Source organism: Cereibacter johrii, from assembly GCF_001720585.1.
Classification (GTDB): domain Bacteria; phylum Pseudomonadota; class Alphaproteobacteria; order Rhodobacterales; family Rhodobacteraceae; genus Cereibacter_A; species Cereibacter_A johrii.
Map to the genome: position 1 here is coordinate 1 of NZ_MABH01000155.1, position 22,282 is coordinate 22,282.

At 68.3% G+C, this 22,282-nt stretch carries 18 protein-coding genes and 1 tRNA gene; 8 read left to right on the forward strand and 11 right to left on the reverse strand.

Annotation, left to right across the window (positions count from 1 at the left end; all coding sequences use genetic code 11):
• The 6 genes from A9O63_RS13590 to A9O63_RS13615 form a co-directional block, all read right to left on the reverse strand.
• The coding region (locus A9O63_RS13590; RefSeq protein ID WP_235836989.1) for a Mur ligase domain-containing protein at positions 1-205 on the reverse strand (205 nt) is incomplete at its 3' end.
• A gap of 14 nt (positions 206-219) precedes the next feature.
• Entirely contained in the window at positions 220-2,013 is a 1,794-nt protein-coding gene (locus A9O63_RS13595) for a peptidoglycan D,D-transpeptidase FtsI family protein (protein ID WP_069332423.1), read from the reverse strand.
• Positions 2,010-2,369: a cell division protein FtsL gene (gene ftsL, locus A9O63_RS13600; protein ID WP_009562985.1), complete on the reverse strand. Its 360-nt coding sequence runs from the start codon at positions 2,367-2,369 to the stop codon at positions 2,010-2,012. Before ftsL ends, A9O63_RS13595 begins: the two co-directional genes overlap by 4 nt.
• Complete coding sequence (gene rsmH / locus A9O63_RS13605; RefSeq protein ID WP_069332424.1) at positions 2,370-3,365, reverse strand: 16S rRNA (cytosine(1402)-N(4))-methyltransferase RsmH; 996 nt, start codon at positions 3,363-3,365, stop codon at positions 2,370-2,372. It abuts the gene before it with no gap.
• Positions 3,366-3,368: 3 nt separating this feature from the next.
• Complete coding sequence (mraZ, locus tag A9O63_RS13610; protein WP_069332425.1) at positions 3,369-3,875, reverse strand: division/cell wall cluster transcriptional repressor MraZ; 507 nt, start codon at positions 3,873-3,875, stop codon at positions 3,369-3,371.
• 905 nt (positions 3,876-4,780) lie between these two features.
• The gene (locus A9O63_RS13615; RefSeq protein ID WP_069332426.1) at positions 4,781-5,842 is read right to left on the reverse strand and encodes an Mrp/NBP35 family ATP-binding protein; all 1,062 of its coding nucleotides are present in this window, start codon (positions 5,840-5,842) and stop codon (positions 4,781-4,783) included.
• A 269-nt stretch (positions 5,843-6,111) separates the two neighbouring features.
• Here A9O63_RS13615 and A9O63_RS13620 point away from each other — a divergent pair, with 269 nt between their 5' ends.
• Both A9O63_RS13620 and A9O63_RS13625 read left to right on the forward strand, forming a co-directional pair.
• Positions 6,112-6,327, forward strand: a complete 216-nt coding sequence (locus tag A9O63_RS13620) for a DUF1127 domain-containing protein (RefSeq protein WP_041669202.1) — start codon at positions 6,112-6,114, stop codon at positions 6,325-6,327.
• Between the two features lie 578 nt (positions 6,328-6,905).
• Positions 6,906-8,051 (forward strand): benzoate/H(+) symporter BenE family transporter, encoded by a 1,146-nt coding sequence (locus A9O63_RS13625; protein WP_069332427.1) that lies wholly within the window; start codon positions 6,906-6,908, stop codon positions 8,049-8,051.
• A 25-nt stretch (positions 8,052-8,076) separates the two neighbouring features.
• Here the strand turns inward: A9O63_RS13625 and A9O63_RS13630 are convergent, their stop codons facing one another.
• The gene (locus A9O63_RS13630; protein ID WP_069332428.1) at positions 8,077-10,428 is read right to left on the reverse strand and encodes an ATP-dependent helicase; all 2,352 of its coding nucleotides are present in this window, start codon (positions 10,426-10,428) and stop codon (positions 8,077-8,079) included.
• 183 nt (positions 10,429-10,611) lie between these two features.
• Here A9O63_RS13630 and A9O63_RS13635 point away from each other — a divergent pair, with 183 nt between their 5' ends.
• From A9O63_RS13635 to lepA, 3 genes are all read left to right on the forward strand, one after another.
• The gene (locus tag A9O63_RS13635) at positions 10,612-14,076 is read left to right on the forward strand and encodes a pyruvate carboxylase (RefSeq protein ID WP_069332429.1); all 3,465 of its coding nucleotides are present in this window, start codon (positions 10,612-10,614) and stop codon (positions 14,074-14,076) included.
• 576 nt (positions 14,077-14,652) lie between these two features.
• Positions 14,653-14,727: transfer RNA gene (locus A9O63_RS13640), tRNA-Gly, on the forward strand.
• 406 nt (positions 14,728-15,133) lie between these two features.
• Positions 15,134-16,933: a translation elongation factor 4 gene (lepA, locus tag A9O63_RS13645; RefSeq protein ID WP_069332456.1), complete on the forward strand. Its 1,800-nt coding sequence runs from the start codon at positions 15,134-15,136 to the stop codon at positions 16,931-16,933.
• A 38-nt stretch (positions 16,934-16,971) separates the two neighbouring features.
• Here the strand turns inward: lepA and A9O63_RS13650 are convergent, their stop codons facing one another.
• Both A9O63_RS13650 and A9O63_RS13655 read right to left on the reverse strand, forming a co-directional pair.
• Positions 16,972-17,115: an entericidin A/B family lipoprotein gene (locus A9O63_RS13650; RefSeq protein ID WP_069332430.1), complete on the reverse strand. Its 144-nt coding sequence runs from the start codon at positions 17,113-17,115 to the stop codon at positions 16,972-16,974.
• A 253-nt stretch (positions 17,116-17,368) separates the two neighbouring features.
• The gene (locus tag A9O63_RS13655; RefSeq protein ID WP_069332431.1) at positions 17,369-17,560 is read right to left on the reverse strand and encodes a hypothetical protein; all 192 of its coding nucleotides are present in this window, start codon (positions 17,558-17,560) and stop codon (positions 17,369-17,371) included.
• Positions 17,561-17,764: 204 nt separating this feature from the next.
• Here A9O63_RS13655 and A9O63_RS13660 point away from each other — a divergent pair, with 204 nt between their 5' ends.
• Both A9O63_RS13660 and A9O63_RS13665 read left to right on the forward strand, forming a co-directional pair.
• Positions 17,765-18,082, forward strand: coding sequence for an antibiotic biosynthesis monooxygenase family protein (locus A9O63_RS13660; protein WP_002719241.1), 318 nt, complete (start codon positions 17,765-17,767; stop codon positions 18,080-18,082).
• A gap of 102 nt (positions 18,083-18,184) precedes the next feature.
• Positions 18,185-18,457, forward strand: coding sequence for a hypothetical protein (locus A9O63_RS13665; RefSeq protein WP_069332432.1), 273 nt, complete (start codon positions 18,185-18,187; stop codon positions 18,455-18,457).
• Between the two features lie 5 nt (positions 18,458-18,462).
• Here the strand turns inward: A9O63_RS13665 and A9O63_RS13670 are convergent, their stop codons facing one another.
• On the reverse strand, positions 18,463-19,176 hold the full coding sequence (locus A9O63_RS13670) for a hypothetical protein (protein ID WP_069332433.1): 714 nt from the start codon (positions 19,174-19,176) through the stop codon (positions 18,463-18,465).
• A gap of 355 nt (positions 19,177-19,531) precedes the next feature.
• Positions 19,532-21,715 carry an excinuclease ABC subunit UvrB gene (gene uvrB, locus A9O63_RS13675; protein WP_069332434.1) on the reverse strand — a complete coding sequence of 728 codons (2,184 nt, stop codon included), beginning with the start codon at positions 21,713-21,715 and terminating at the stop codon, positions 19,532-19,534.
• A gap of 254 nt (positions 21,716-21,969) precedes the next feature.
• Between uvrB and A9O63_RS13680 the strand changes: the two genes are divergently transcribed.
• Positions 21,970-22,281 (forward strand): ETC complex I subunit, encoded by a 312-nt coding sequence (locus A9O63_RS13680; protein WP_069332435.1) that lies wholly within the window; start codon positions 21,970-21,972, stop codon positions 22,279-22,281.
• Position 22,282 lies beyond the last annotated feature (1 nt).

Here is a 22,282-nt window from a genome sequence, read left to right on the forward strand (position 1 = left end):
CGGTGAGGATCGCGGTGGCGCCGGCGGCGAGCGCCGCGGGCACGAAGCTCGCGCCGTGGCTCCGGGAGCCGGGCAGCGCCGCGAAGAGGGTGCCGGGGCGCACATGCCGGCTGTCAACCGCGAGGCCGGTCACGGCGATGTCGCCTCCGCGGCCGCCCGCGGGCGTGAGCCCGAGCGCCGAGAGTGTTGCTGCGCGATCCGCCATCAGCGGTCTCCCTGTCAGTTGCGCACCGCTGTTATCCGATCCACGGGCGGGGCTTCAACCTTGGGGCGCAGGCCGAGGAGCGGCGCCGTGCGGCGGATGATCTCGGCGGCCACGGGCACGGCGGTGTAGCCGGCCGTCCGGCGCGGCTCGGGGCCCGAGGTCTCGACCGGCTCGTCGAGCGTGACGATCAGCACATAGCGCGGGTCCGAGGCGGGGAAGATGGAGGCGAAGGGGTTCACCACCTTGTCGTGGTAATAGCCGCCGCGCGGGTTGGGCTTGTCGGCGGTGCCGGTCTTGCCCGCCACCTCGTAGCCCTCGACGTCGCCGTAGGAGGCCGTGCCGCGCGTCACCACCTGTCGCAGCATCGAGAGCGAATCGCGCGCGACCTCGGGGCGCATGGCGCGCGGGCCCTGCGGACGGTCGTTCTGGTGGAGGAGGGTGGGCTTCACGGTGATGCCGCCGTTCGCGATCGTGCCGTAGGCCGCGGCCAGATGCATCGGGCTCGCGGCGAGCCCGTGGCCGTAGGAGGTGGTGATCGTGGTGATCTCGGGCCATTTCGCGGGGACGAGCGGGCGGGCATAGGGCGCCTCGACCAGCTCGACCGGGGTCGGATCGAAGAAGCCCAGCGATTTCAGGAAAGCCTGCTGGCGCAGTCCGCCGATCTGGAGCGCGAGCCGCGCCACACCCACGTTCGAGCTCTTCACGATCACGTCGGTGACCGACAGGAGCGGGCCGTAATTGTGGTTCTTGAATTCCTTGATGAGGAATCGGCCCCAGCGCATCGGCGCATTGGCATCGACGATGGTCTGCGCATTCACGAGGCCCAGCTCCATCGCCTGAGCCACGGTGAAGATCTTGAAGGTCGAGCCGAGTTCGTAGACCCCCTGCACCGCGCGGTTGAAGAGCGGGCTGTCGCCGGGATCGGCGTTGCGGTCGACGAGGGGCGCCGGGCGGTCGTTCGGATCGAAGTCGGGCAGCGAGGCGAGAGCCAGGATCTCGCCGCTGTGCGCCTCCATCAGGATCGCCGTCGCGCCCTTGGCGTTCATCATCTTCATGCCGGCGCCGAGAACCTCGGTGATGGCCGCCTGCACGGTCAGGTCGATGGAGAGCTGCAGCGGCTCTCCGGCTGCCGCCGGATCGCGCAGCCGCGTGTCGAGCGCCTTCTCGATGCCGGCCGTGCCGATCACTTCCGCCGAATGGACGCCCTCGGCGCCGAAGCTGGTGCCGCCAAGCACATGGGCGGCCAGCCGGCCGTTGGGATAGAGGCGCATCTCGCGCGGGCCGAAGAGCAGGCCCGGATCGCCGATGTCATGCACCTGCTGCATCTGCTCGGGCGAGAGCTTCTTGCGGATCCAGAGGAAGCGGCGGCCGTCTGTGAAGCGCTTGGCCAGATCCTCTTCGTTCAGTTCGGGGAAGATCGCCGCAAGCTCGCGGGCGACCCGGGCGGGATCCACCATGTCCTGCGGGTGGGCATAGAGCGAATGGGTCAGCAGGTTCGTGGCGAGGATCCGGCCCGAGCGGTCGGTGATGTCGGCCCGCTGGTTCAGGATCTCGGCCCCGCTCGCCGCGGCGCGCGGCTCCATGGGCTGGGTCGAGGCCAGAAGCCCCATGCGGGCCCCGATGACGGAGAAGGCGAGGAAGAAGCTGAGGCCGAGCAGGAGGAGCCGGCCCTCGGCGCGGTTGCGCGCCTTGTCGCGCATCGCCTCGTGGCGGATGCGGCGGTTCTCGCGCTCGATGGAATCGGGATTCTCGCCCTTGGCGCGGGCGTCGAGGATCCGGGCCAGGGGGCGCAGCGGCGTGCGGATCACAGCGGCTCTCCCACTTCGCCCGAGATGTCGCCCGGCCGCAGATCCTGCGGCGTGACCACCTGGAGCGGATCCGGCGGATAGGAGACCTGCGCGGCCGAGCCGAATTGCGCGGCCTCGAGCGGCAGGAGGCCCAGACGGTCGAAGTTCAGCGCCGCCAGTTCGCGCAGCCGGTCGGGACGGTTCAGATAGGCCCATTCCGCGCGCTGCACCGAGAGCGACTCGCGCAGGGTCGCGATCTCGCGGTTGAGCGCCGAGACGTCCTTGAGCGCCTGCTGCGTGGCATAGTTCTCACGGTAGGCCCAGAAGGCCAGCCCCATCACGGCGAGGAAGGTGAGGACATAGAGCACGGGGCGCATTCAGCGGCGTCCTTTCTTCGGGATGAGCGGGGTGCCGAGCGCCTGCGGATCGACCTTTCCCGCGGGGGCGTCCGTGCGGACACCCACCCGCAGCCGGGCCGACCGGGCGCGCGGATTCTCGGCGAGTTCCGCCTCGTCCGGGCCGATGGCACGACGCAGCGGAAGAGTGAAGCGGGGCGCGTCGGCGCGCGTCTCGGGGGCGTAGCGGTTGCCCTGCCCCTCGCCGCCCGAGCGGAGCTGGAGGAACCGTTTCACGATCCGGTCCTCGAGGCTGTGGAAGGTGACGACGGCGAGCCGGCCGCCGGGCTTGAGCGCGCGCTCGGCCGCCTCGAGCCCCTCGACCAGTTCCGAGAATTCGGCATTCACCGCGATGCGGATCGCCTGGAAGCTGCGGGTGGCCGGATGCATCTGGCCGGGCTTCGGCCGCGGCAGGCAGCGGGCCACGATCTCGGCCAGGGCGAGCGTGCGGGTGATGGGTGCCGCGGCGCGGGCCTCGACGATGGCGCGGGCGATGCGGCGCGAGGCGCGCTCTTCGCCGTAGTGATAGAGAATGTCGGCCAGCGTCTCCTCGGAGGCGGTATTGACCAGATCGGCGGCGCTTTCGCCCTCCTGGCTCATGCGCATGTCGAGCGGGCCGTCCTTCTGGAACGAGAAGCCGCGCTCGGCCAGATCGAGCTGCATCGAGGAGACGCCGAGATCGAGCACCACCCCGTCGAGGGGCGCGCCCGCATGACTGTCGAGTTGCGAGAAGGTGCCCGCCACGAGGCGCAGCCGGTCGCCGTAGCTTCCCGCCCAGGCGGAGGCCATCTCGAGCGCGAGCGGATCGCGGTCGACGCCGATCCCCCGGTCCGCGCCCGCCTCGAGAAGACCCCGCGCATAGCCGCCTGCCCCGAAGGTGCCGTCGAGCCATGTGCCCTCGACCGGCGCCACCGCGGCCAGGAGCGGACGCAGCAGCACCGGGATGTGGGGCCGGCGCTCGGTGTCGGCCTCGGCCATGGGTCAGAGCCCCGTATCTTCGAGCAGCGAGAGCATGTCCGCCCCCGGAGGCAGGAGCACCTCCTCTTCGGCGGCGAGCTCGGCTGCGTAGGTGTCGGCCTTCCAGATCTGGAACTTGTTGAGCGTGCCCGCGAAGGTGGCCTCGGTGCCGCCCTTCAGCTCGTCGGGCGAGATGCCCAGCTTCTCGCGGCCCTTGGGCGGCAGCACGATCCGGCCGTCCTCGTCGAGCTCCATGTTGAGCGCGAGGGTAATCATGTTGCGTTCGAGATAGCGCCGCTTGGGCGTGCCCATGGGCAGGCTGCGGATCCGTTCCTCGATCCGCTCCATCTCGGAAATGGTGTAGCACTCGACATAGGAGCGGTCGCCGCCATAGACGAGCACGAAGCTCGACCGGCCGCCGGAAAATTTGGGATCGCCCGCTTCGATGACACGACGGAAGGGGGCCGGGATCGACACCCGCGCCTTGGCGTCAACCTTCTGGTTGTATTCGCCTCTGAACGCCTCCGCCACTTCCCTGCGGCTCCTTCACTGTCCGGTGCCGTCCCGGGAGGCGCAACGCGCACCCCGGAAACGAAAGCGGCGGATCGAGCGGCTGCCACTGCCCGATCCGCCGTGCCTGTCCCATCGCTGGGTGTCCAACTGCGCACACACACCTGGGGGGATGTCTGCTCGCATGCGCGCCGGATCTGTCATTGGATGAAAGCGGGTGCCTGTATGAAGCCTGCTTTTCGCCTGTTCGGGGTCTGTCGCCCCTGTTCACTGTCCCGTTCTCATCTCGTGAGCTAGGGATGCCATGGGATTTCATGGGACGCAATGGGCAGATTGGGCCGGCAGGCGCCAAAGCGCGGGAAGCCGCTGACGGTCATCGAAGCGGCCATGTCGAGCTGCACAATCTGCAACCACAGATATAGGGAGTCAGAACTCCCCTACTCCGAAATATTGTGTAAAAGGCGCGGATTGTCCCGTCCCACGATTTCCCACAGGGAATCGCGGCTGCAGCGAATTTGCCACATGTTCGGTTAAATTCGTCCGGGCAGGTCGCCGCCTGACGGTGCGAATCGCGGGGATGTGAGCAGCTTTGATTCCTCGGGATCGGCACATGAGGGCCTGTGTTCCATGGAATCCCGGAGAGGCACCAGCGGCCGGGCGCCTTTCCCACGATTTCCCGGAAGCCCGTGTCTTCCGGGTCGCAGTCCGGCCGCGGGAGGGCCTTGCGGACTCAATCCCATGATTTCCCGTGGCCTTGCGGCCATCCCCTCCCCCGACCGGGATCGCGCCGGGAAAGCCCTCGCGCCCGGTGGGCGCGCAGCCTCGGCCGAAGCCCGCCCTTTCGGGGCGGCTTCGGACGGCTCACAGGCCAGATGAGGAAGGTGGCTCCCTCCCGAGCAGGGGGCGGGAGCCGGGGGCGTCCGGCCTCAGGCCATGCCGCCCGCCACGAGGCGGCGGGCGAGATCGGCATAGGCCTCGGCGATCGGCCCCTCGCCGGCCGCGACGGGGCGGCCCTCGTCACCTGCAAGGCGGACCGACAGATCGAGGGGCAGCTCGCCCAGGAACGGCACGTCGAGGCGCCTCGCCTCCTCCGCCACGCCGCCATGGCCGAAGATATGGGCCTCGTGGCCGCAGTTCGGGCAGACGTAGCTCGACATGTTCTCGATCAATCCGAGAACCGGCGTCTTCAGCTTGCGGAACATGTCGAGCGCCTTGCGCGCATCGAGGAGCGCCACATCCTGCGGCGTCGAGACGACGATGGCGCCCGTGACCTGCGTGCGCTGGCAGAGGGTGAGCTGGATGTCCCCCGTTCCCGGCGGCAGGTCCACGAGCAGCACGTCGAGCTCGCCCCAAGCCACCTGCCCCAGAAGCTGCTGGAGCGCGCCCATCAGCATCGGGCCGCGCCAGATCACCGCCTCGTCCTCCTTCAGCATGAGGCCGAGCGACATCATGGTGACGCCATGCGCCGAGGGCGGCAGGATCGTCTTGCCGTCCGGCGAGGCGGGGCGGCGGTTCACGCCCATCATGCGCGCCTGCGAGGGGCCATAGATGTCGGCATCGAGCAGGCCGACCTTCCGACCCTGCCGCGCGAGCGCCACGGCGAGGTTCGAGGAGACGGTGGACTTGCCGACGCCCCCCTTGCCGGATCCGATCGCGATGATCCGGTCGATCCCCGCGATCGGCTGGGGCCCGGCAGGCTGCGGCGTCGGATGCTGGCCGATCTTGAGCGACGGTGCGGCAGGCCCGTGGGCGGTCATCACCGCCTGCACGCCCGCGATGCCCGGCAGCGCCCGAAGCGCCCGCTCGGCCTCGGCGCGGACGGGCTCCAGCGCACGGGCGGCCTCGGCGCTCGGCGCCTCGATCACGAAGCGCACCGCGTCGCCCTCGACGGTCAGCGCACGAATCAAATCTCTCGAAACGAGCGTGCCCCCGTCCGGCAGCGGGATGCGGTCGAGGACCGCGAGGACGGATTCACGAGCGATCGGCATGGCCTTCTCCTTTGACCCAGGCGGGCCTAGCTTGCAGGGCTTGGACAAAAGGACAAGCCCGCGTTTTCAAAGCGCCCTCGAAGCGGGCGAAGCGCCTGCAAGAGCGCGCAAATCCGGGCGGGAGAGCCATGCAGACGCCGCATGGCAGCATTGCCCATGCGGCGCATTGTGCAGATGCAGCAAATGGCCCATGTTTGCCCTAACAGCGCGACGGAGACGTCACGAACGAACCCGGTCCGCGCAGTCTAGACGAACCTGAGGCAGATGAAATGGCTTACGCAAACACCACCCGTATCGGGCACCACGGTCTGGGAGACCGTGTTTCGGCCCTGGTGGCTTCGGTGAAACTCGCTCTCGCGCAGCGCCGGATCTACCGGCAGACCGTGCGCGAACTGAACTCGCTGACGACCCGTGAACTGGCCGACCTCGGCATCCACCGCTCGATGATCACCCGCATCGCGATGGAAGCCGCCTACGGTCTCTGAGTTTCCTGCGAGGTCCCACCTCCTCCCGGGACCTGTAGCAGCAGCGGCGACGCCTCTCCTCCTCCCTGGTGTCGCCGTCCTTTCTTCCGAAGCGCAAGCTTCCCCCCTCTTCGAACGGCCTCTCCTCCTCCCTGGCCGATCGGAACCGCAGCGGCCCCCTCCTCCTCCCTGGGGTCGCTGCACCAGATCCGGGCATCGGGCCTTGCGCCCCCTGCCCACCGGACTTCGGCACTGCACCTCCTCCCGCGGTGCCGATGACCAAGCGGCGGCTCCCTCCTCCTCCCTGGAGCCGTCGCCCCCCTTCCGGGATCGGGCCTTGCGCCCCCTCCCACCGGACTTCGGTACTGCACCTCCTCCCGCGGTGCCGATGACCAAGCGGCGGCTCCCTCCTCCTCCCTGGAGCCGCCGCCTCCCCTTTCGGACCGGCGTTCCCTCACCGGCCCAGATCGAACGGCGGCGCCTTCCCCAGGGTGCCGCCGTCTTCGTTTCCCTGACCGGATTTCTTCGCTCGATGAGGGACTTCCCCTTGCGCACGCCCCGTGCGCGGGCATAGTCGGCCCGTTCGGGCGGAGGGTCTCATGCGTCTTTCCCTGCTTTCGGCGGCGCTGGTGGCCGCTCTTGTGGGCTATGGCTCGACCATCGCTCTCGTGCTGGCGGCCGCGGCCGCGCTGGGGGCCACGGAGGCGCAGACGGCAAGCTGGGTGCTGGCGATCTGCCTCGGCAAGGCCGTGGGCAGCGCCTTCCTGAGCTGGCGGAGCCGTGTGCCGGTGATCCTCGCCTGGTCGACGCCCGGCGCCGCCCTAGTGGCGGCCACCGAAGGGATCACGATGCCCGAGGCCGTGGGCGCCTTCCTACTGGCGGGGCTGCTGATCGCCCTGACAGGCGCGCTGAAGCCGCTCGGCCGGGCCGTGGCCCTGATCCCCGACGGGATCGCGGGCGGGATGCTGGCCGGCGTGCTCCTGCCCTTCTGCCTGAAGCTCGCCGGGACGGCCGAGGCTCTGCCGCTCCTCGTCCTGCCCGCCATCGCGGTCTTCGCCCTCGTCCGGCTCTGGAACCCTGCGCTGGCCGTGCTCGCGGCGCTGGCGGGGGCCAGTGCGCTGGCCTTCGCAGGCGAGGCCACGATGCCGGTGCTGCCGCTGACGCTGCCCACGCTGACCTTCATCCCGCCGGCCCTCGATCCGACGGTGCTGATCGGACTGGGTCTGCCGCTCTATCTGGTCACGATGGCGTCGCAGAACCTGCCGGGCTTCGCCGTGCTGCGGGCCGCCGGGTACGAGCCTCCGGTGCGCAGCGCGCTGACGGTGACGGGCGGGCTCTCGGCGCTGACGGCGCCCTTCGGCGCGCATACGGTGTCGATGGCGGCCATCACCGCCGCGATCTGTCTCGGCGACGAGGTTCACCCCGACCGGAGCCGCCGCTGGATCGTGGGGCTCGTCTATGCGGCCGTCTGGGTCGGGCTGGGACTGTTCGGCCCGGCGATCCTCGCCTGCATTGCGGCCCTTCCGCCCGCCCTTGTCACGGCGCTGGTGGGGCTGGCGCTGCTCGGGCCGATGACAGGCGCGCTCACGGCGGCCTTCGCCCACCCCGAGCAGAGGTTCGCCGCGGTGGTGACGCTGACCGTCACCGGATCGGGCATGGCCATTGCCGGGATCGGAGCCGCCTTCTGGGGGCTCGCCGCGGGGCTTGCGGTCCATGCGACGGAGCGCGCGGCCCGCAGGGGCTGAGCCCGGCCCCGTGCGACCCCTCTCGCTAGAAGGGGATGTCGTCGGCCTGATGCGCCGCCACCACGAAGCGGGCCACGACCTTCTTCGCTCCCGCCTTCTCGAAATCGATGTCGAGCTTGTCGCCCTCGATCCCCATGACATGGCCATAGCCGAACTTCTGGTGGAAGACGCGGTCGCCCTCGGCGAAGGCCGAGACGGCCTCGAGGTCGATGGTGACATGGCGCGACTCGCGCGGCTGGGCCATGGGGCGGCCGCCGGCACGGGTCTGCATCCGCTTCCAGCCGGGCGAATCGTAGACATCGGCCCGCAGGGCCTGCGCTTCGAGCGAGGAGGCCATGCCGGCCGCCCCGTAGCCGCCGCCATAGAGGCCCGGCGGGGTCAGCACCTCGACATGTGCCGCGGGCAGCTCGTCGATGAAACGCGACGGAAGCTGGCTCTGCCACTGGCCATAGACCCGGCGGTTGGCTGCGAAGGAGATGGTGCAGAGCTGCTCGGCGCGGGTGATGCCCACATAGGCCAGCCGCCGTTCCTCCTCGAGCCCCTTGAGGCCGGTCTCGTCCATCGCGCGCTGTGACGGGAACAGCCCGTCCTCCCACCCCGGCAGGAAGACGACGGGAAACTCCAGCCCCTTGGCCGCGTGGAGCGTCATGATCGTGACCTTGTCGACCGATTCCTCGGTCTCGTTCTCCATGATGAGGGCGACGTGTTCGAGGAACCCCTGCAGATTCTCGAACTGCTCGAGCGCCTTCACCAGTTCCTTGAGGTTCTCGAGCCGGCCCGGCGCCTCGGGCGTCTTGTCGGCCTGCCACATGGCGGTGTAGCCCGACTCGTCGAGGATCTGCTCGGCGAGGCGGATATGGTCATGGTCGCGGTCGAGCGTGATCCCGTGCCAGCGATCCATGCCGTCGACGAAGGCGCGGAGCTGCCCCGCCCCCTCCCCGCCGATCCCGCCGCGGGCCAGAAGGCTGCGCGCGCCCTCGAGAAGCGAGGTGCCATGGGCGCGGGCCTCGCGCTGGATCTCCTGCTGGGCCTTGTCGCCCAGTCCGCGCTTCGGCTGGTTCACCACCCGCTCGAAGGCCAGATCGTCGTCCGGGCTGACGGCGAGGCGGAAATAGGCCATCGCATCCCGGATCTCGAGCCGTTCGTAGAAGCGCGGGCCGCCGATCACGCGATAGGGCAGCCCGATGGTCAGGAACCGGTCCTCGAAGGCGCGCATCTGGTGGCTGGCGCGCACGAGGATCGCCATGTCGTCGAGGCGGAAAGGCCCGAGGTCGCCGCGGCCGCGCTGGAAGCTCTCGACCTCGTCGCCGATCCAGCGGGCCTCTTCCTCGCCGTCCCAATGGCCGATCAGGCGGACCTTCTCGCCCTCCTGCCGCTCGGTCCAGAGCGTCTTGCCGAGCCGGCCCGCATTGGCCGCGATGATGCCCGAGGCGGCGGCGAGGATATGCGGGGTCGAGCGGTAGTTCTGCTCGAGCCGGACCACCTGTGCGCCGGGAAAATCCTTCTCGAACCGCAGGATGTTGCCCACTTCGGCCCCGCGCCAGCCGTAGATCGACTGGTCGTCGTCGCCCACGCAGCAGATGTTGCGGTGCGTCTGCGCCAGAAGCCTCAGCCACATGTACTGGGCGACGTTCGTGTCCTGATATTCGTCCACGAGGATGTAGCGCAGCCAGCGGCGATATTGCTCGAGCACGTCGGGGTGCGTCTGGAAGATCGTCAGCACATGGAGCAGCAGGTCGCCGAAATCGGTGGCATTCAGCTCGCGCAGGCGCTGCTGATACTGGTCGTAAAGCTCGGTGCCGCGGTTGTTGTAGGCCGACGCCTCCGAAGCCGGCACCTTGGCCGGCGTCCAGGCACGGTTCTTCCAGTGGTCGATGAGGCCGGCCAGCATCCGGGCGGGCCAGCGCTTCTCGTCGATGTTGGCCGCGACGATCAGCTGCTTGAGCAGCCGGAGCTGGTCGTCGGTGTCGAGGATGGTGAAGTTCGACTTCAGCCCCACCAGTTCGGCATGCCGGCGCAGGATCTTGACGCTGATTGCGTGGAAGGTGCCCATCCAGGGCATGCCCTCGACCTGCCCCAGGAGGCGCGCCACCCGGTCCTTCATCTCGCGCGCGGCCTTGTTGGTGAAGGTCACGGCGAGGATCTCGTTCGGCCGCGCCTTGCCCGAATCGAGCAGATGCACGATTCGCGCCGTCAGTGCCTTCGTCTTGCCGGTGCCCGCCCCCGCGAGCATCAGCACCGGTCCGTCCAGCGCCAGAACCGCCGCACGCTGCGCCGGGTTCAGCTCGTCGATATAGGGACGCGGGCGCGCGGCCATGGCGCGCTGGCTGAGCGGCACGGCCGCCTCGAAGGCTTCGCTTTCATCGAACTGGCTCATGCCCGCCAATCTAGCCTGCCTCGGCCCGGAGTTAAAGAAGTGTTCTGCAATCGTTCACAAAACCTGTTCGGACAGGCGCAGGATCGGTCAGATTTTCTTCCCGGAGGTCGCCCTTGTGGTATTGCGCCGCACCGCGGCACCACTAGAGTTCGCGCACCAGCCTGAATGCCCGGAGGTGAATGCATGGCCGAGTTCCGAAAGATCCTCATCGCCAACCGTGGTGAGATCGCCATCCGGGTGATGCGGGCGGCAAACGAGATGGGCAAGAAGACGGTCGCCGTCTATGCCGAGGAGGACAAGCTCTCGCTCCACCGGTTCAAGGCGGACGAGGCCTACCGGATCGGCGAGGGCCTTTCGCCCGTGGGCGCCTATCTCTCGATCCCCGAGATCATCCGCGTGGCGCAGATGTCGGGCGCCGACGCGATCCATCCGGGCTACGGGCTTCTGTCGGAGAATCCCGATTTCGTCGAGGCCTGCGACGCGGCAGGCATCGCCTTCATCGGCCCGAAGGCCGAGACGATGCGCGCGCTCGGCGACAAGGCCTCGGCCCGCCGTGTGGCCATGGCGGCGGGCGTGCCGGTAATCCCGGCGACCGAGGTGCTGGGCGACGACATGGAGGAGATCAAGCGGCAGGCGGCCGAGATCGGCTATCCGCTGATGCTCAAGGCCTCGTGGGGCGGCGGCGGGCGCGGGATGCGTCCGATCACTTCCGAGGCCGAACTGGCCGACAAGGTGCGCGAGGGCCGGCGCGAGGCCGAGGCCGCCTTCGGCAACGGCGAGGGCTATCTCGAGAAGATGATCCAGCGCGCGCGCCACGTCGAGGTGCAGATCCTCGGCGACAAATATGGCGCGATCTACCACCTCTACGAGCGCGATTGCACCGTGCAGCGGCGCAACCAGAAGGTCGTCGAGCGCGCGCCGGCCCCGTATCTCACCGAGGAACAGCGGGCAGAGATCTGCGAACTCGGACGCCGGATCTGCGCCCATGTGAACTACGAATGCGCGGGCACGGTCGAATTCCTGATGGACATGGACTCGGGGAAATTCTATTTCATCGAGGTCAATCCGCGGGTTCAGGTCGAACATACCGTCACCGAGGAGGTGACGGGCATCGACATCGTGCAGTCGCAGATCCGCATCGCGGAAGGTGCGACCCTGGCCGAAGCCACCGGCTGCCCGAGCCAGGAAGACATCAAGCTCTCGGGCCATGCGCTGCAGTGCCGCGTCACGACCGAGGACCCGCAAAACAATTTCATTCCCGATTACGGCCGGCTCACCGCCTATCGCTCGGCCACGGGCATGGGCATCCGGCTGGATGGCGGCACGGCCTATGCCGGCGGCGTCATCACCCGCTATTACGATTCTCTCCTCGTGAAGGTGACAGCCTGGGCCCCCACGCCCGAGAAGGCCATCGCGCGGATGGACCGGGCGCTGCGCGAGTTCCGCATCCGGGGCGTGGCCACCAACATCGCCTTCGTCGAGAACCTGCTGAAGCACCCGAGCTTCCTCGACTATTCCTACACGACGAAATTCATCGACACGACGCCCGATCTCTTCAACTTCAAGCCACGTCGCGACCGGGCGACGAAGATCCTGACCTACATCGCCGACATCACCGTGAACGGGCACCCCGAGACGGCGGGCCGCGTTCGCCCCTCGGCGGATCTGAAGGATCCGAAGGCGCCCGAGCCCAGGGGCACGCCGCAGCCCGGCACGCGCACCCTTCTTGAGGAGAAGGGCCCGCAGGCGGTGGCCGACTGGATGGCCGCGCAGACCCGCGTGCTGATGACCGACACGACGATGCGCGACGGCCACCAGAGCCTTCTCGCCACCCGGATGCGCTCGATCGACATGATCAAGGTCACGCCGGCCTATGCGGCGAACCTCGGCGGCCTCTTCTCGGTGGAATGCTGGGGCGGCGCCACCTTCGACGTGGCTTACCGCTTCCTGCAGGAATGCCCCTGGCAGCGGCTGCGCGATATCCGCGCCCGGCTGCCCAACGTCATGACGCAGATGCTGCTGCGCGCCTCGAACGGGGTCGGCTACACGAATTACCCCGACAATGTGGTGCAGGAATTCGTCCGGCAGGCGGCCGAGACCGGCGTCGACGTGTTCCGCGTGTTCGACTCGCTCAACTGGGTCGAGAACATGCGCGTCGCGATGGATGCGGTGATCGAGGCCAACAAGGTCTGCGAGGGCACGATCTGCTACACGGGCGACCTGCTCGATCCCGACCGCTCCAAATACGACCTCGCCTATTACGTCGGCATGGGCCGCGCGCTGCGCGATGCGGGGGCGCATGTGCTGGGGCTGAAGGACATGGCGGGGCTTCTGAAGCCCGCCGCCGCCCGCGTGCTGGTGAAGGCGCTGAAGGAGGAGGTGGGCCTGCCGATCCACTTCCACACCCATGACACGAGCGGGATTGCGGGCGCCACCGTTCTGGCCGCCTGCGATGCGGGGGTGGATGCGGTCGATGCCGCGATGGACGCCTTCTCGGGCGGCACCTCGCAGCCCTGCCTCGGCTCGATCGTCGAGGCGCTGAAGCACACCGACCGCGACACGGGCCTCGACATCGCGGCGATCCGCGAGATCTCGGATTACTGGGGCCAAGTGCGCCAGCAGTATGCGGCCTTCGAATCGGGCCTGCCCTCGCCCGCCTCCGAGGTCTATCTGCACGAGATGCCCGGCGGCCAGTTCACCAACCTCAAGGCGCAAGCGCGTTCGATGGGGCTCGAGGAACGCTGGTCCGAGGTGGCGCAGGCCTATGCCGACGCGAACCGGATGTTCGGCGACATCGTGAAGGTCACGCCCTCGTCGAAGGTGGTGGGCGACATGGCGCTGATGATGGTGGCGCAGGGGCTGACGCGGGAAGAGGTCGAGGATCCGGAGGTCGAGGTGAGCTTCCCGGAGTCGGTCGTGGACATGCTCAAGGGCAATCTCGGCCAGCCCCATGGCGGCTGGCCCGAGCCGATCCTGAAGAAGGTGCTGAAGGGCGAGGCGCCCTCGACCGAGCGGCCGGGCGCGCATCTGCCGCCCGTCGACATCGCGGCCGCGCGCGAGAAGCTCCTGTCGGAGATCAAGCAGGGCGACGACGATCCGCTCGACACGGCTGTCGATGCCGAGGATCTGAACGGCTATCTCATGTATCCGAAGGTCTTCACCGACTACCGCGCCCGTCACAGGATCTACGGGCCGGTCCGGACGCTGCCGACCCGGACCTTCTTCTACGGGATGGAACCGGGCGAGGAGATCTCGGCCGAGATCGACCCGGGCAAGACGCTCGAGATCCGGCTGTCGGCCGTGGGCGAGACCTCGGACGACGGAGACGCCAAGGTGTTCTTCGAGCTGAACGGCCAGCCGCGGGTGATCCGCGTGGCCAACCGGGCGGTCAAGGCCAAGACGGCAACCCGGCCCAAGGCGCAGGATGGCAATCCCTCCCATGTCGGCGCCCCGATGCCGGGCTCAGTCGCCTCGGTGGCGGTCTCGGCGGGCCAGAAGGTGAAGCCGGGCGATCTCCTCGTCACCCTCGAGGCGATGAAGATGGAGACCGGGCTCCATGCCGATCGCGCGGCCACCGTGAAGGCCGTCCATGTCGGACCCGGTGCGCAGATCGAGGCGAAGGACCTGCTGGTCGAACTCGAGGACTGAGCCTCTCGGAAGCTGCCAGCGCCCCCCGCCTTACCGGGCGTGGGGGCCCTTTCCCGACCAACGCTTGCGCGCGGGAGCGGGCCGAGGCGCCGGGCCTGCTCCCTTGCGCGGGTGCCGGGACAGCCCGGCGTGAGCCGCTCTCCCCGCCCCTTGCGGCCGAGCTTCGTGAGCGCCGGAGTCTCCGCGTCACGCCCAGCTCCAGCCAGCGGACCCTCTCCGCAGTCCGAGGCGGCCGCTGCTCGGACGTGACCCGACACGGGCGGAAGCCGGCAAACGATCCATTCACCCCTCCGCGTCGGCCAGGGTCTCGTCGCTTCACTTGGGTCCGACGCAGGCGGCAGCAGGCGAGCGGCGCAGGGTTCGACAGCCAATCAAGAGGCAGACACGTCGCGGCCGGCGCGCTCCGGATGGCCCCTCCCGGGGGCAGCGCGGATGGGCGGCGGGAGAAGGCATTTCCGCCTCGGAAGCGGACCCTGGCCACCTGCCCGCCGGCCCTTTCGAACTTTTTTCTGCCGGGCCGAATTTTCCCCTTGCGGCCGCCCGCGGCTCTTTATAAATCCCCGCTCACCCAAGGACGCGGGCGTAGCTCAGGGGTAGAGCATTACCTTGCCAAGGTAAGGGTCGTGAGTTCGAATCTCATCGCCCGCTCCAAAAACTCTCGCTGGATCAGCGAGTTGAAAACGGAACCGCTTCGGCGGTTCTTTTTCGTTTCAGGCTTGAGGCGCCCTGCGCGGCGCTTCCCCGGGCATCCTCGGGAACGGCTGGCAGCACCCCCTCATCTTCTCCTTCGCGCCGGGGGTCGCCGATCCGCAAGGCCGCGAAGGCCCGGCGGTGACGGGCGCGGACAGTTTGCGGCGCGGGCGATAGAATCAGTCCTGCGCCCTCCGGGGAACGAGCGGCCACGACAGGGGGCGACCCCGCGGGCCTTGCGCAGGGATTTCCCAGCAACGCCAGCCGCTTGAGCCGGCGCCCACCCGCGGCACCCGTGCCGCTGCAAAGCCGCCGGCCCACGCGCTCTCCTCTTCCCGGCGAGGCTGGGACAGGCTATATGCCGCGCATGACCCAGCTCGACCTCATCCGCAACTTTTCCATCGTGGCGCATATCGACCACGGCAAATCCACCCTCGCCGACCGGCTGATCCAGTTGACGGGGACGGTGGCCGAACGCGACATGAAGGCCCAGATCCTGGACTCGATGGAGATCGAGCGCGAGCGCGGCATCACCATCAAGGCCAACACGGTCCGGATCGACTATCCGGCGAAGGACGGCCAGACCTATGTGCTGAACCTGATCGACACGCCCGGCCACGTCGACTTCGCCTATGAGGTCAGCCGGTCGATGCGCGCGGTCGAGGGCTCGCTTCTGGTGGTGGATGCGTCGCAGGGGGTCGAGGCGCAGACGCTGGCCAACGTCTATCAGGCGCTGGATGCCGGGCACGAGATCGTGCCGGTGCTGAACAAGATCGATCTGCCCGCGGCCGAGCCCGAGCGGGTGAAGAGCCAGATCGAGGATGTGATCGGTCTCGACGCGTCGGAGGCCGTGCTGATCTCGGCCAAGTCGGGCTTGGGCATCCCCGATGTGCTCGAAGCCATCGTCCACCGCCTGCCGCCGCCGAAGGGCGACCGTGACGCGCCGCTGAAGGCGATGCTGGTGGACAGCTGGTATGACGCCTATCTGGGCGTCGTGGTCATGATCCGGGTGATGGACGGCGTGATCCGCAAGGGCGACCGGGTCAAGATGATGCAGACGGGCGCCGTCTACGGCATCGACCGCCTCGCGGTGCTCAAGCCGCAGATGGTGGACATTGCCGAACTCGGCCCCGGCGAGATCGGCGTGCTGACCGCCTCGATCAAGCAGGTGCGCGACACGCGCGTGGGCGACACGATCACCCACGAGAAGAAGGGCTGCGCGGCGCCCCTGCCCGGCTTCAAGCCGGCGCAGCCGGTGGTGTTCTGCGGCCTCTTCCCTGTCGATGCGAACGATTTCGAGGCGCTGCGCGAGGCGATCGAGAAGCTGGCGCTGAACGACGCCTCCTTCACCTACGAGATGGAGACCTCGGCCGCCCTCGGCTTCGGCTTCCGCTGCGGCTTCCTGGGCCTCCTCCATCTCGAGGTGGTGCGCGACCGGCTGGAGCGCGAATACGATCTCGACCTCATCACCACGGCCCCCTCGGTGGTCTATCAGATCTACATGAAGGACGGCACGCTGCAGGAACTGCACAATCCGACCGACATGCCGGACCTGACCTATGTCGATCATATCGAGGAGCCGCGGATCCGCGCCACGATCATGGTGCCGGACGAATATCTGGGTGATGTGCTCAAGCTCTGCCAAGACCGCCGCGGCATCCAGCTCGACCTGAGCTACGCGGGCGCGCGGGCCATGGTGGTCTATGACCTGCCGCTGAACGAGGTGGTGTTCGACTTCTACGACCGGCTGAAGTCGGTGACGAAGGGCTATGCGAGCTTCGACTACCAGATCACCGGCTATCGCGAGGATTTCCTCGTGAAGATGTCGATCCTCGTGAATGACGAGCCGGTGGATGCGCTGTCGATGATGGTGCACCGCGACCGGGCGGACATGCGCGGGCGGGCCATGGTGGAAAAGCTCAAGGAGCTCATCCCGCGGCACATGTTCAAGATCCCGATCCAGGCCGCGATCGGGGGGCGGGTCATCGCGCGCGAGACGATCTCGGCGATGCGCAAGGACGTGACGGCCAAGTGCTACGGCGGCGACGCCACGCGGAAACGCAAGCTTCTGGACAAGCAGAAGGCGGGCAAGAAGAAGATGCGCCAGTTCGGGAAGGTCGAGATCCCGCAGCAGGCTTTCATCAATGCCCTGAAGATGGACAGCTGAGGCGGATGCGGCGCCCCCCGGGCGCCGCGTCACGAGCCTTACATCCCGGTTTGCGCCTCGCGCGATTCCTGGCTGATGGCGGTGCCGGCTGCGGAGAGATCCTGGCCCGCGCCCTCGACGGTTTCGCAGGCGGCGAGACCCATCAGGGCGATCAGCGGCAGCAGGAGGAAAGACGTCTTCATGGTGAAACTCCGTGGTTGCTGGGCCCCGAACGCACGAAAGCCGGCAGGCGTTCCCGAAGAAGTCTGCGCTTAATCCCTCCTTAAGAGTCCTGTGGCCAACTGGCCCCATGACCGAGATCGTCCTTGCCCTTTTCCTGACGGTTCTGGCGGCGCTGAGCGCGGCTCCGGTTCTCGTGCGCGACAGGCCGTCGGCGGCACGTCGACGGCTGAAGGCGCCCCGGGCGCTGCACTGGCGGAGCGGTCGCCGCGGGTGTCAGGCCGCGTCGGGGCCCTTGATGACCAGCACCCAGAAGGCATAGCCCCCAAGAAGCAGGAAGATCACGGCCCAGATCGGGCTGTGAAGCGCGAAAAGCTCCACTCCGGACCAGGCGATCGGGAAGATCGCGGTGAGCCAGCGGCGCCAGGCGGCGCGGAAGAACGGGTGGTTGGGGTCGATGAGCTGCATGGGGCGGAGCCTACTCCGCCCCCCGCCGCCCGGGTAGCGCGAAGTTGCCGCAGTCTCTTCGCGGGAAGTTCGGGGCGCAGCGGCGCCTTCCGGGGCGCGCGGCCGTAGGGGGCCGCGCTTGCGGTGCCCGGGGTGCCGCATTTCGCCGCGCTTGTGGCAAGGGGTGGCGCCGCTTAGGCTTTCCGGCAGGAGAGGAGGGCAGCCATGACCCAGATCGACCCGGCCTTCACCGGCCAGACCGTCATCACCACCTTCGAGATGACCCCCGGCACCTGCGCCGATCTGCTCGAGGAGCTGCAGGCGACACTCGACAGCTTCATCCGGCATCAGCCGGGCTTCATCTCGGCAAGCCTGCATGTGAACGACGCCCAGACCCGCATCGCCAACTATTCGCAATGGCAGCGCCGCGAGGATTTCCAGGCGATGCTCCGCACCGCCGAGATGCGCGAGCGCACCCGCCGCTTCGCCACCCTCTGCCGCAGTTTCGAGCCGGTCATGTACGAGGTGGTCGCGGGCTACTGACGCGCTGGCCGGGGCCTGCGCCACACGCTTCCTCATCTTTGTCGGGGGCGCGGACCCGAAGCCCCGCCTGCGGCGTTCGACCTGCAACACGGGGAGAAGATCATGGAAGAATTCATCCAAGGGGTCGGAATCGTCGGGCTCGTGGTGCTGGCCCTGGTGGGGCTCGCCGCCGGCTGGATCGCAAGCACCGTCGCAGGCGGACGCCATCGCGGGCGCTACATGATCATCGGCCTTCTGGCGGCTCTTGCGACGCCCTTGCTCCTGCTGGCGCTGGGTGTGACGGTGCTGGCGGCCTCGGGCCTCGTCGCGATGGTCGTGGCGGCCCTGATCGGCGCGGCGGTGGTTCTCTTCCTCGCCAAGCTCATCTTCGACTGAGAGCCTCAGAACTCGAGCCAGAGGCCCAGTTTCAGCGCAGGCTCGGAAGCGCCTTCGAGGGGCAGGATCAGGCCCATCTCCAGCTTTGCAGGCCGCGCGAGATCGTAGACCAGCGTGGTCGCCAGGCGGGCGTCGAAGCCGGCGTCCCGACCGTATTCCAGCTGAAGCTGCTCGATCCACGTCAGCCGGTCGCGCGGCGAGAGGCCGAGGGTCAGCTCGGCCTTCGCGCTCGTCTCGGGCACGAGATAGGCCACGGTCGCGACCGTCTGCGCATCGAGGCGCTGCTCGAAGGTCACGTTGCGCCCGGTGACGATGCCGCGCATCTCGAGGGCCAGCCAGCCGAGCCCGAAGCGCGTCTCCATCCCCCTGCCCCAGGCGCCGCCCAGTTGAGCCAGTGGCGCCAGCGCACCGTCGAGTCGGACGGCGCCGAGCCCGGCCGAAGCGGCGATCCGGTGCGGGCCCCTCTCCCATGCCTTCTGCGCCCAGAGGATGAGCTTGCCGTCTCCCCGCCCCGACCGGCCGGCATCGAGCCCAAGCGTGATCCGCGGCGTGAGCCCGTACTCCGCCCAGAGCCCGGTCCAGCTCTCGCCCGCGCCGTCCTGCTGCTGTGAGAGCGTGAGAAAGACCCCGCCCTTTTCGCGCGCCCAGGGCCCCGCGAGGCCGGAGGCGGGCGCCGCCATGATCCCGGCAAGCGCGAGGGAGGCGAGAGCGGTGCGCATCGGACGAGCCCTCCGAACCCCCGCCAGCCTGATGCGCCGTGGTTAACGACGGGTTAAGACCCGCAGGCCACCCTCGCCGCATCGAGCCGCCCGACCTTCCCTCCGCAGGCGACGCCCATTGGCACGAGCGATTCTACGGCATCACGCAAAAGCGGCCTGTCTAACGGGGCCGACAGCTCTCGTAACGGAGCCATCCTCCCGGCGGCTTCCCTCCTCCGTGGCCCCTGCGGCGCTTTTGGCCCCTGCCGAAGCCTGCCCTGCTCAGTAGCTCCGGCGGCGCTTGTAGCCGGCGCCGACGCCTGCGCTCCTCCGCGGCCCCGGCGGCGCTTGTCGTCGCTGCCGGCGGTTGCCCTGCTCAGCGGCCCCGGCGGCGCTTGTTGCCGCCGCGCTGGCCCGCGCGGCCGGCCGTGCTGCGGCCCGAGCTTTTCACCGCAGCCTCGGCCGCCTCCTCGACGGCCGTCTGGCGCGCCAGCGGATCGTCGGAAATGGCCAGCTCGACCGCTTCGAGCCGCTTGATCTCGTCGCGCAGCCGCGCCGCTTCCTCGAATTCGAGGTTCTCGGCCGCCTTCCGCATCGAGACGCGCAGCCCGTCGAGATGGGCGGCGAGGTTCGCTCCGACCATCGGCTTGTCGACCTTGGCCGTGACGCGGCTCTGGTCGGTGTCGCCCTGCCAGAGGCCCGCCAGCACATCCTCGACGTTCTTGCGCACCGTCTGCGGCGTGATGCCATGCGCCTCGTTGTAGGCGATCTGCTTCTCGCGCCGCCGCTCGGTCTCGCGCAGCGCCCGCTCCATGCTGCCGGTGATCCGGTCGGCATACATGATGACGCGCCCGTCCGCGTTCCGCGCCGCGCGGCCGATGGTCTGGATCAGCGAGGTCTCGGAGCGCAGGAAGCCCTCCTTGTCGGCATCGAGGATCGCCACCAGCCCGCATTCCGGGATGTCGAGCCCCTCGCGCAGGAGGTTGATCCCCACCAGCACGTCGAAGGCGCCGAGCCGCAGGTCGCGCAGGATCTCGATCCGCTCGATCGTGTCGATATCCGAGTGCATGTAGCGGATGCGGATGCCCTGCTCGTGGAAATATTCGGTCAGATCCTCGGCCATGCGCTTGGTCAGCACGGTGACGAGGACGCGCAGCCCCGCGGCCGCGACCCTGCGGATCTCGTCCAGCAGGTCGTCGACCTGCATCTCGACGGGGCGGATCTCGACCACCGGATCGAGCAGCCCCGTGGGCCGGATCACCTGTTCGGCGAAGACGCCGCCCGCCTGCTCCAGCTCCCACGCGGCAGGCGTGGCCGAGACGAAGACCGACTGCGGGCGCATCGCGTCCCATTCCTCGAACTTGAGCGGCCGGTTGTCCATGCAGGAGGGCAGCCGGAAGCCGTGCTCGGCCAGCGTGAACTTGCGCCGATAGTCGCCGCGATACATGCCGCCGATCTGCGGCACGGTGACATGGCTCTCGTCGGCGAAGACGATGGCATTGTCGGGGATGAATTCGAACAGCGTCGGCGGCGGCTCGCCCGGTGCGCGCCCCGTCAGATAGCGCGAGTAGTTCTCGATGCCGTTGCAGACGCCGGTGGCTTCCAGCATCTCGAGATCGAAGTTCGTGCGCTGCTCCAGCCGCTGAGCCTCGAGGAGCTTGCCCTCGTTCACGAGCTGGTCGAGCCGCTGGCGCAGCTCGCGCTTGATGCCCTGGATGGCCTGCTGCATCGTCGGACGCGGCGTCACATAGTGCGAATTCGCATAGATGCGGATCTGCTTGAAACTGTCGGTCTTGGCGCCGGTCAGCGGATCGAACTCGACGATGCTCTCCAGCTCTTCCCCGAAGAAGGAGAAGCGCCAGGCGCGATCCTCGAGGTGGGCGGGCCAGACTTCGAGCGAATCGCCCCGCACGCGGAAGCTGCCGCGTTGGAAGGCCTGGTCGTTGCGGCGATATTGCTGCGCCACCAGCTCCGCGATCACCTGCCGCTGATCGTAGCTCTCGCCCACGATCAGATCCTGCGTCATGGCCGAATAGGTCTCGACCGAGCCGATGCCGTAGATGCAGGAGACGGAGGACACGATGATGACATCGTCGCGCTCGAGCAGCGCCCGGGTGGCCGAGTGGCGCATCCGGTCGATCTGCTCGTTGATCTGCGATTCCTTCTCGATGTAGGTGTCCGAGCGCGCCACATAGGCCTCGGGCTGGTAGTAGTCGTAGTAGGAGACGAAATATTCCACGGCATTATCAGGGAAGAAGCCCTTGAACTCGCCGTAGAGCTGCGCCGCCAGCGTCTTGTTCGGGGCAAGGATGATCGCCGGGCGCTGGGTCTCCTCGATGATCTTGGCCATCGTGAAGGTCTTGCCGGTGCCGGTCGCCCCGAGCAGCACCTGGTTCTGCTCGCCCCCCCGCACCCCTGCGGCAAGTTCGGCGATGGCTGTGGGCTGGTCGCCCGCGGGCTGGAACGGGGTCTTCATCTCGAAACGCCGACCGCCTTCGAGTTTCGGGCGGGTCAGCACCTCGGGACGGTGCATCGGCAGGGTCGTATTGTTGTGCGGCATGATGATTCCCTTCAGCCGCCTAGATTTGATCCGTTTTTGTTCGCAAACAAGGGTGGAGCGGCAGCTTCTTTACCTTCAATTAACCCAAGACCGCTAGAAAGGCAGGGCAAGCAGCAGAACGCTGTCGGTCGGTTGCACCCCACACCCCACCCACCCCTCCGTGATCGATCGACAGCCGCTTGCCCCGCGGTTGCGGGTCTTGATCTGCGACGGAAAAGCCGCCAATAAACACGGCATCTGTCAGGGAGCATTTCATGCGCGCGCGTATCTATCAGCCAGCCCGAAACGCCATGCAGTCCGGGACCGGGAAGGCCAAGGGCTGGGTGCTCGTGTTCGAGAGCCGCGAGGCGCGCGACATCGACCCGCTGATGGGCTGGACCTCGTCGGCCGACACGCAGAATCAGGTCGTCCTGCATTTCGACAGCCGCGAGGCCGCGCTCGACTATGCCAAGGCGCACCGGATCGAGGTCGAGGTGACCGAAGCGAAGCCGCGCAAGGCCAACATCCGCCCCCGCGGCTACGGCGAGAATTTCGCGACCGACCGCCGCGGCGCCTGGACACACTGAG

What these genes read in the sequence shown, in the direction of transcription:
- A9O63_RS13680 (WP_069332435.1), top strand. Translation starts at nt 21,970, where the DNA reads ATGCGCGCGCGTATCTATCAGCCAGCCCGAAACGCCATGCAGTCCGGG.
- A9O63_RS13620 (WP_041669202.1), top strand. Translation starts at nt 6,112, where the DNA reads ATGGCTTACGCAAACACCACCCGTATCGGGCACCACGGTCTGGGAGAC.
- A9O63_RS13650 (WP_069332430.1), bottom strand. Translation starts at nt 17,115, where the DNA reads ATGAAGACGTCTTTCCTCCTGCTGCCGCTGATCGCCCTGATGGGTCTC.
- rsmH (WP_069332424.1), bottom strand. Translation starts at nt 3,365, where the DNA reads ATGGCCGAGGCCGACACCGAGCGCCGGCCCCACATCCCGGTGCTGCTG.
- lepA (WP_069332456.1), top strand. Translation starts at nt 15,134, where the DNA reads ATGACCCAGCTCGACCTCATCCGCAACTTTTCCATCGTGGCGCATATC.
- A9O63_RS13630 (WP_069332428.1), bottom strand. Translation starts at nt 10,428, where the DNA reads ATGAGCCAGTTCGATGAAAGCGAAGCCTTCGAGGCGGCCGTGCCGCTC.
- A9O63_RS13670 (WP_069332433.1), bottom strand. Translation starts at nt 19,176, where the DNA reads ATGCGCACCGCTCTCGCCTCCCTCGCGCTTGCCGGGATCATGGCGGCG.
- A9O63_RS13665 (WP_069332432.1), top strand. Translation starts at nt 18,185, where the DNA reads ATGGAAGAATTCATCCAAGGGGTCGGAATCGTCGGGCTCGTGGTGCTG.
- A9O63_RS13655 (WP_069332431.1), bottom strand. Translation starts at nt 17,560, where the DNA reads ATGCAGCTCATCGACCCCAACCACCCGTTCTTCCGCGCCGCCTGGCGC.
- A9O63_RS13635 (WP_069332429.1), top strand. Translation starts at nt 10,612, where the DNA reads ATGGCCGAGTTCCGAAAGATCCTCATCGCCAACCGTGGTGAGATCGCC.
- A9O63_RS13615 (WP_069332426.1), bottom strand. Translation starts at nt 5,842, where the DNA reads ATGCCGATCGCTCGTGAATCCGTCCTCGCGGTCCTCGACCGCATCCCG.
- uvrB (WP_069332434.1), bottom strand. Translation starts at nt 21,715, where the DNA reads ATGCCGCACAACAATACGACCCTGCCGATGCACCGTCCCGAGGTGCTG.
- A9O63_RS13625 (WP_069332427.1), top strand. Translation starts at nt 6,906, where the DNA reads ATGCGTCTTTCCCTGCTTTCGGCGGCGCTGGTGGCCGCTCTTGTGGGC.
- ftsL (WP_009562985.1), bottom strand. Translation starts at nt 2,369, where the DNA reads ATGCGCCCCGTGCTCTATGTCCTCACCTTCCTCGCCGTGATGGGGCTG.
- A9O63_RS13660 (WP_002719241.1), top strand. Translation starts at nt 17,765, where the DNA reads ATGACCCAGATCGACCCGGCCTTCACCGGCCAGACCGTCATCACCACC.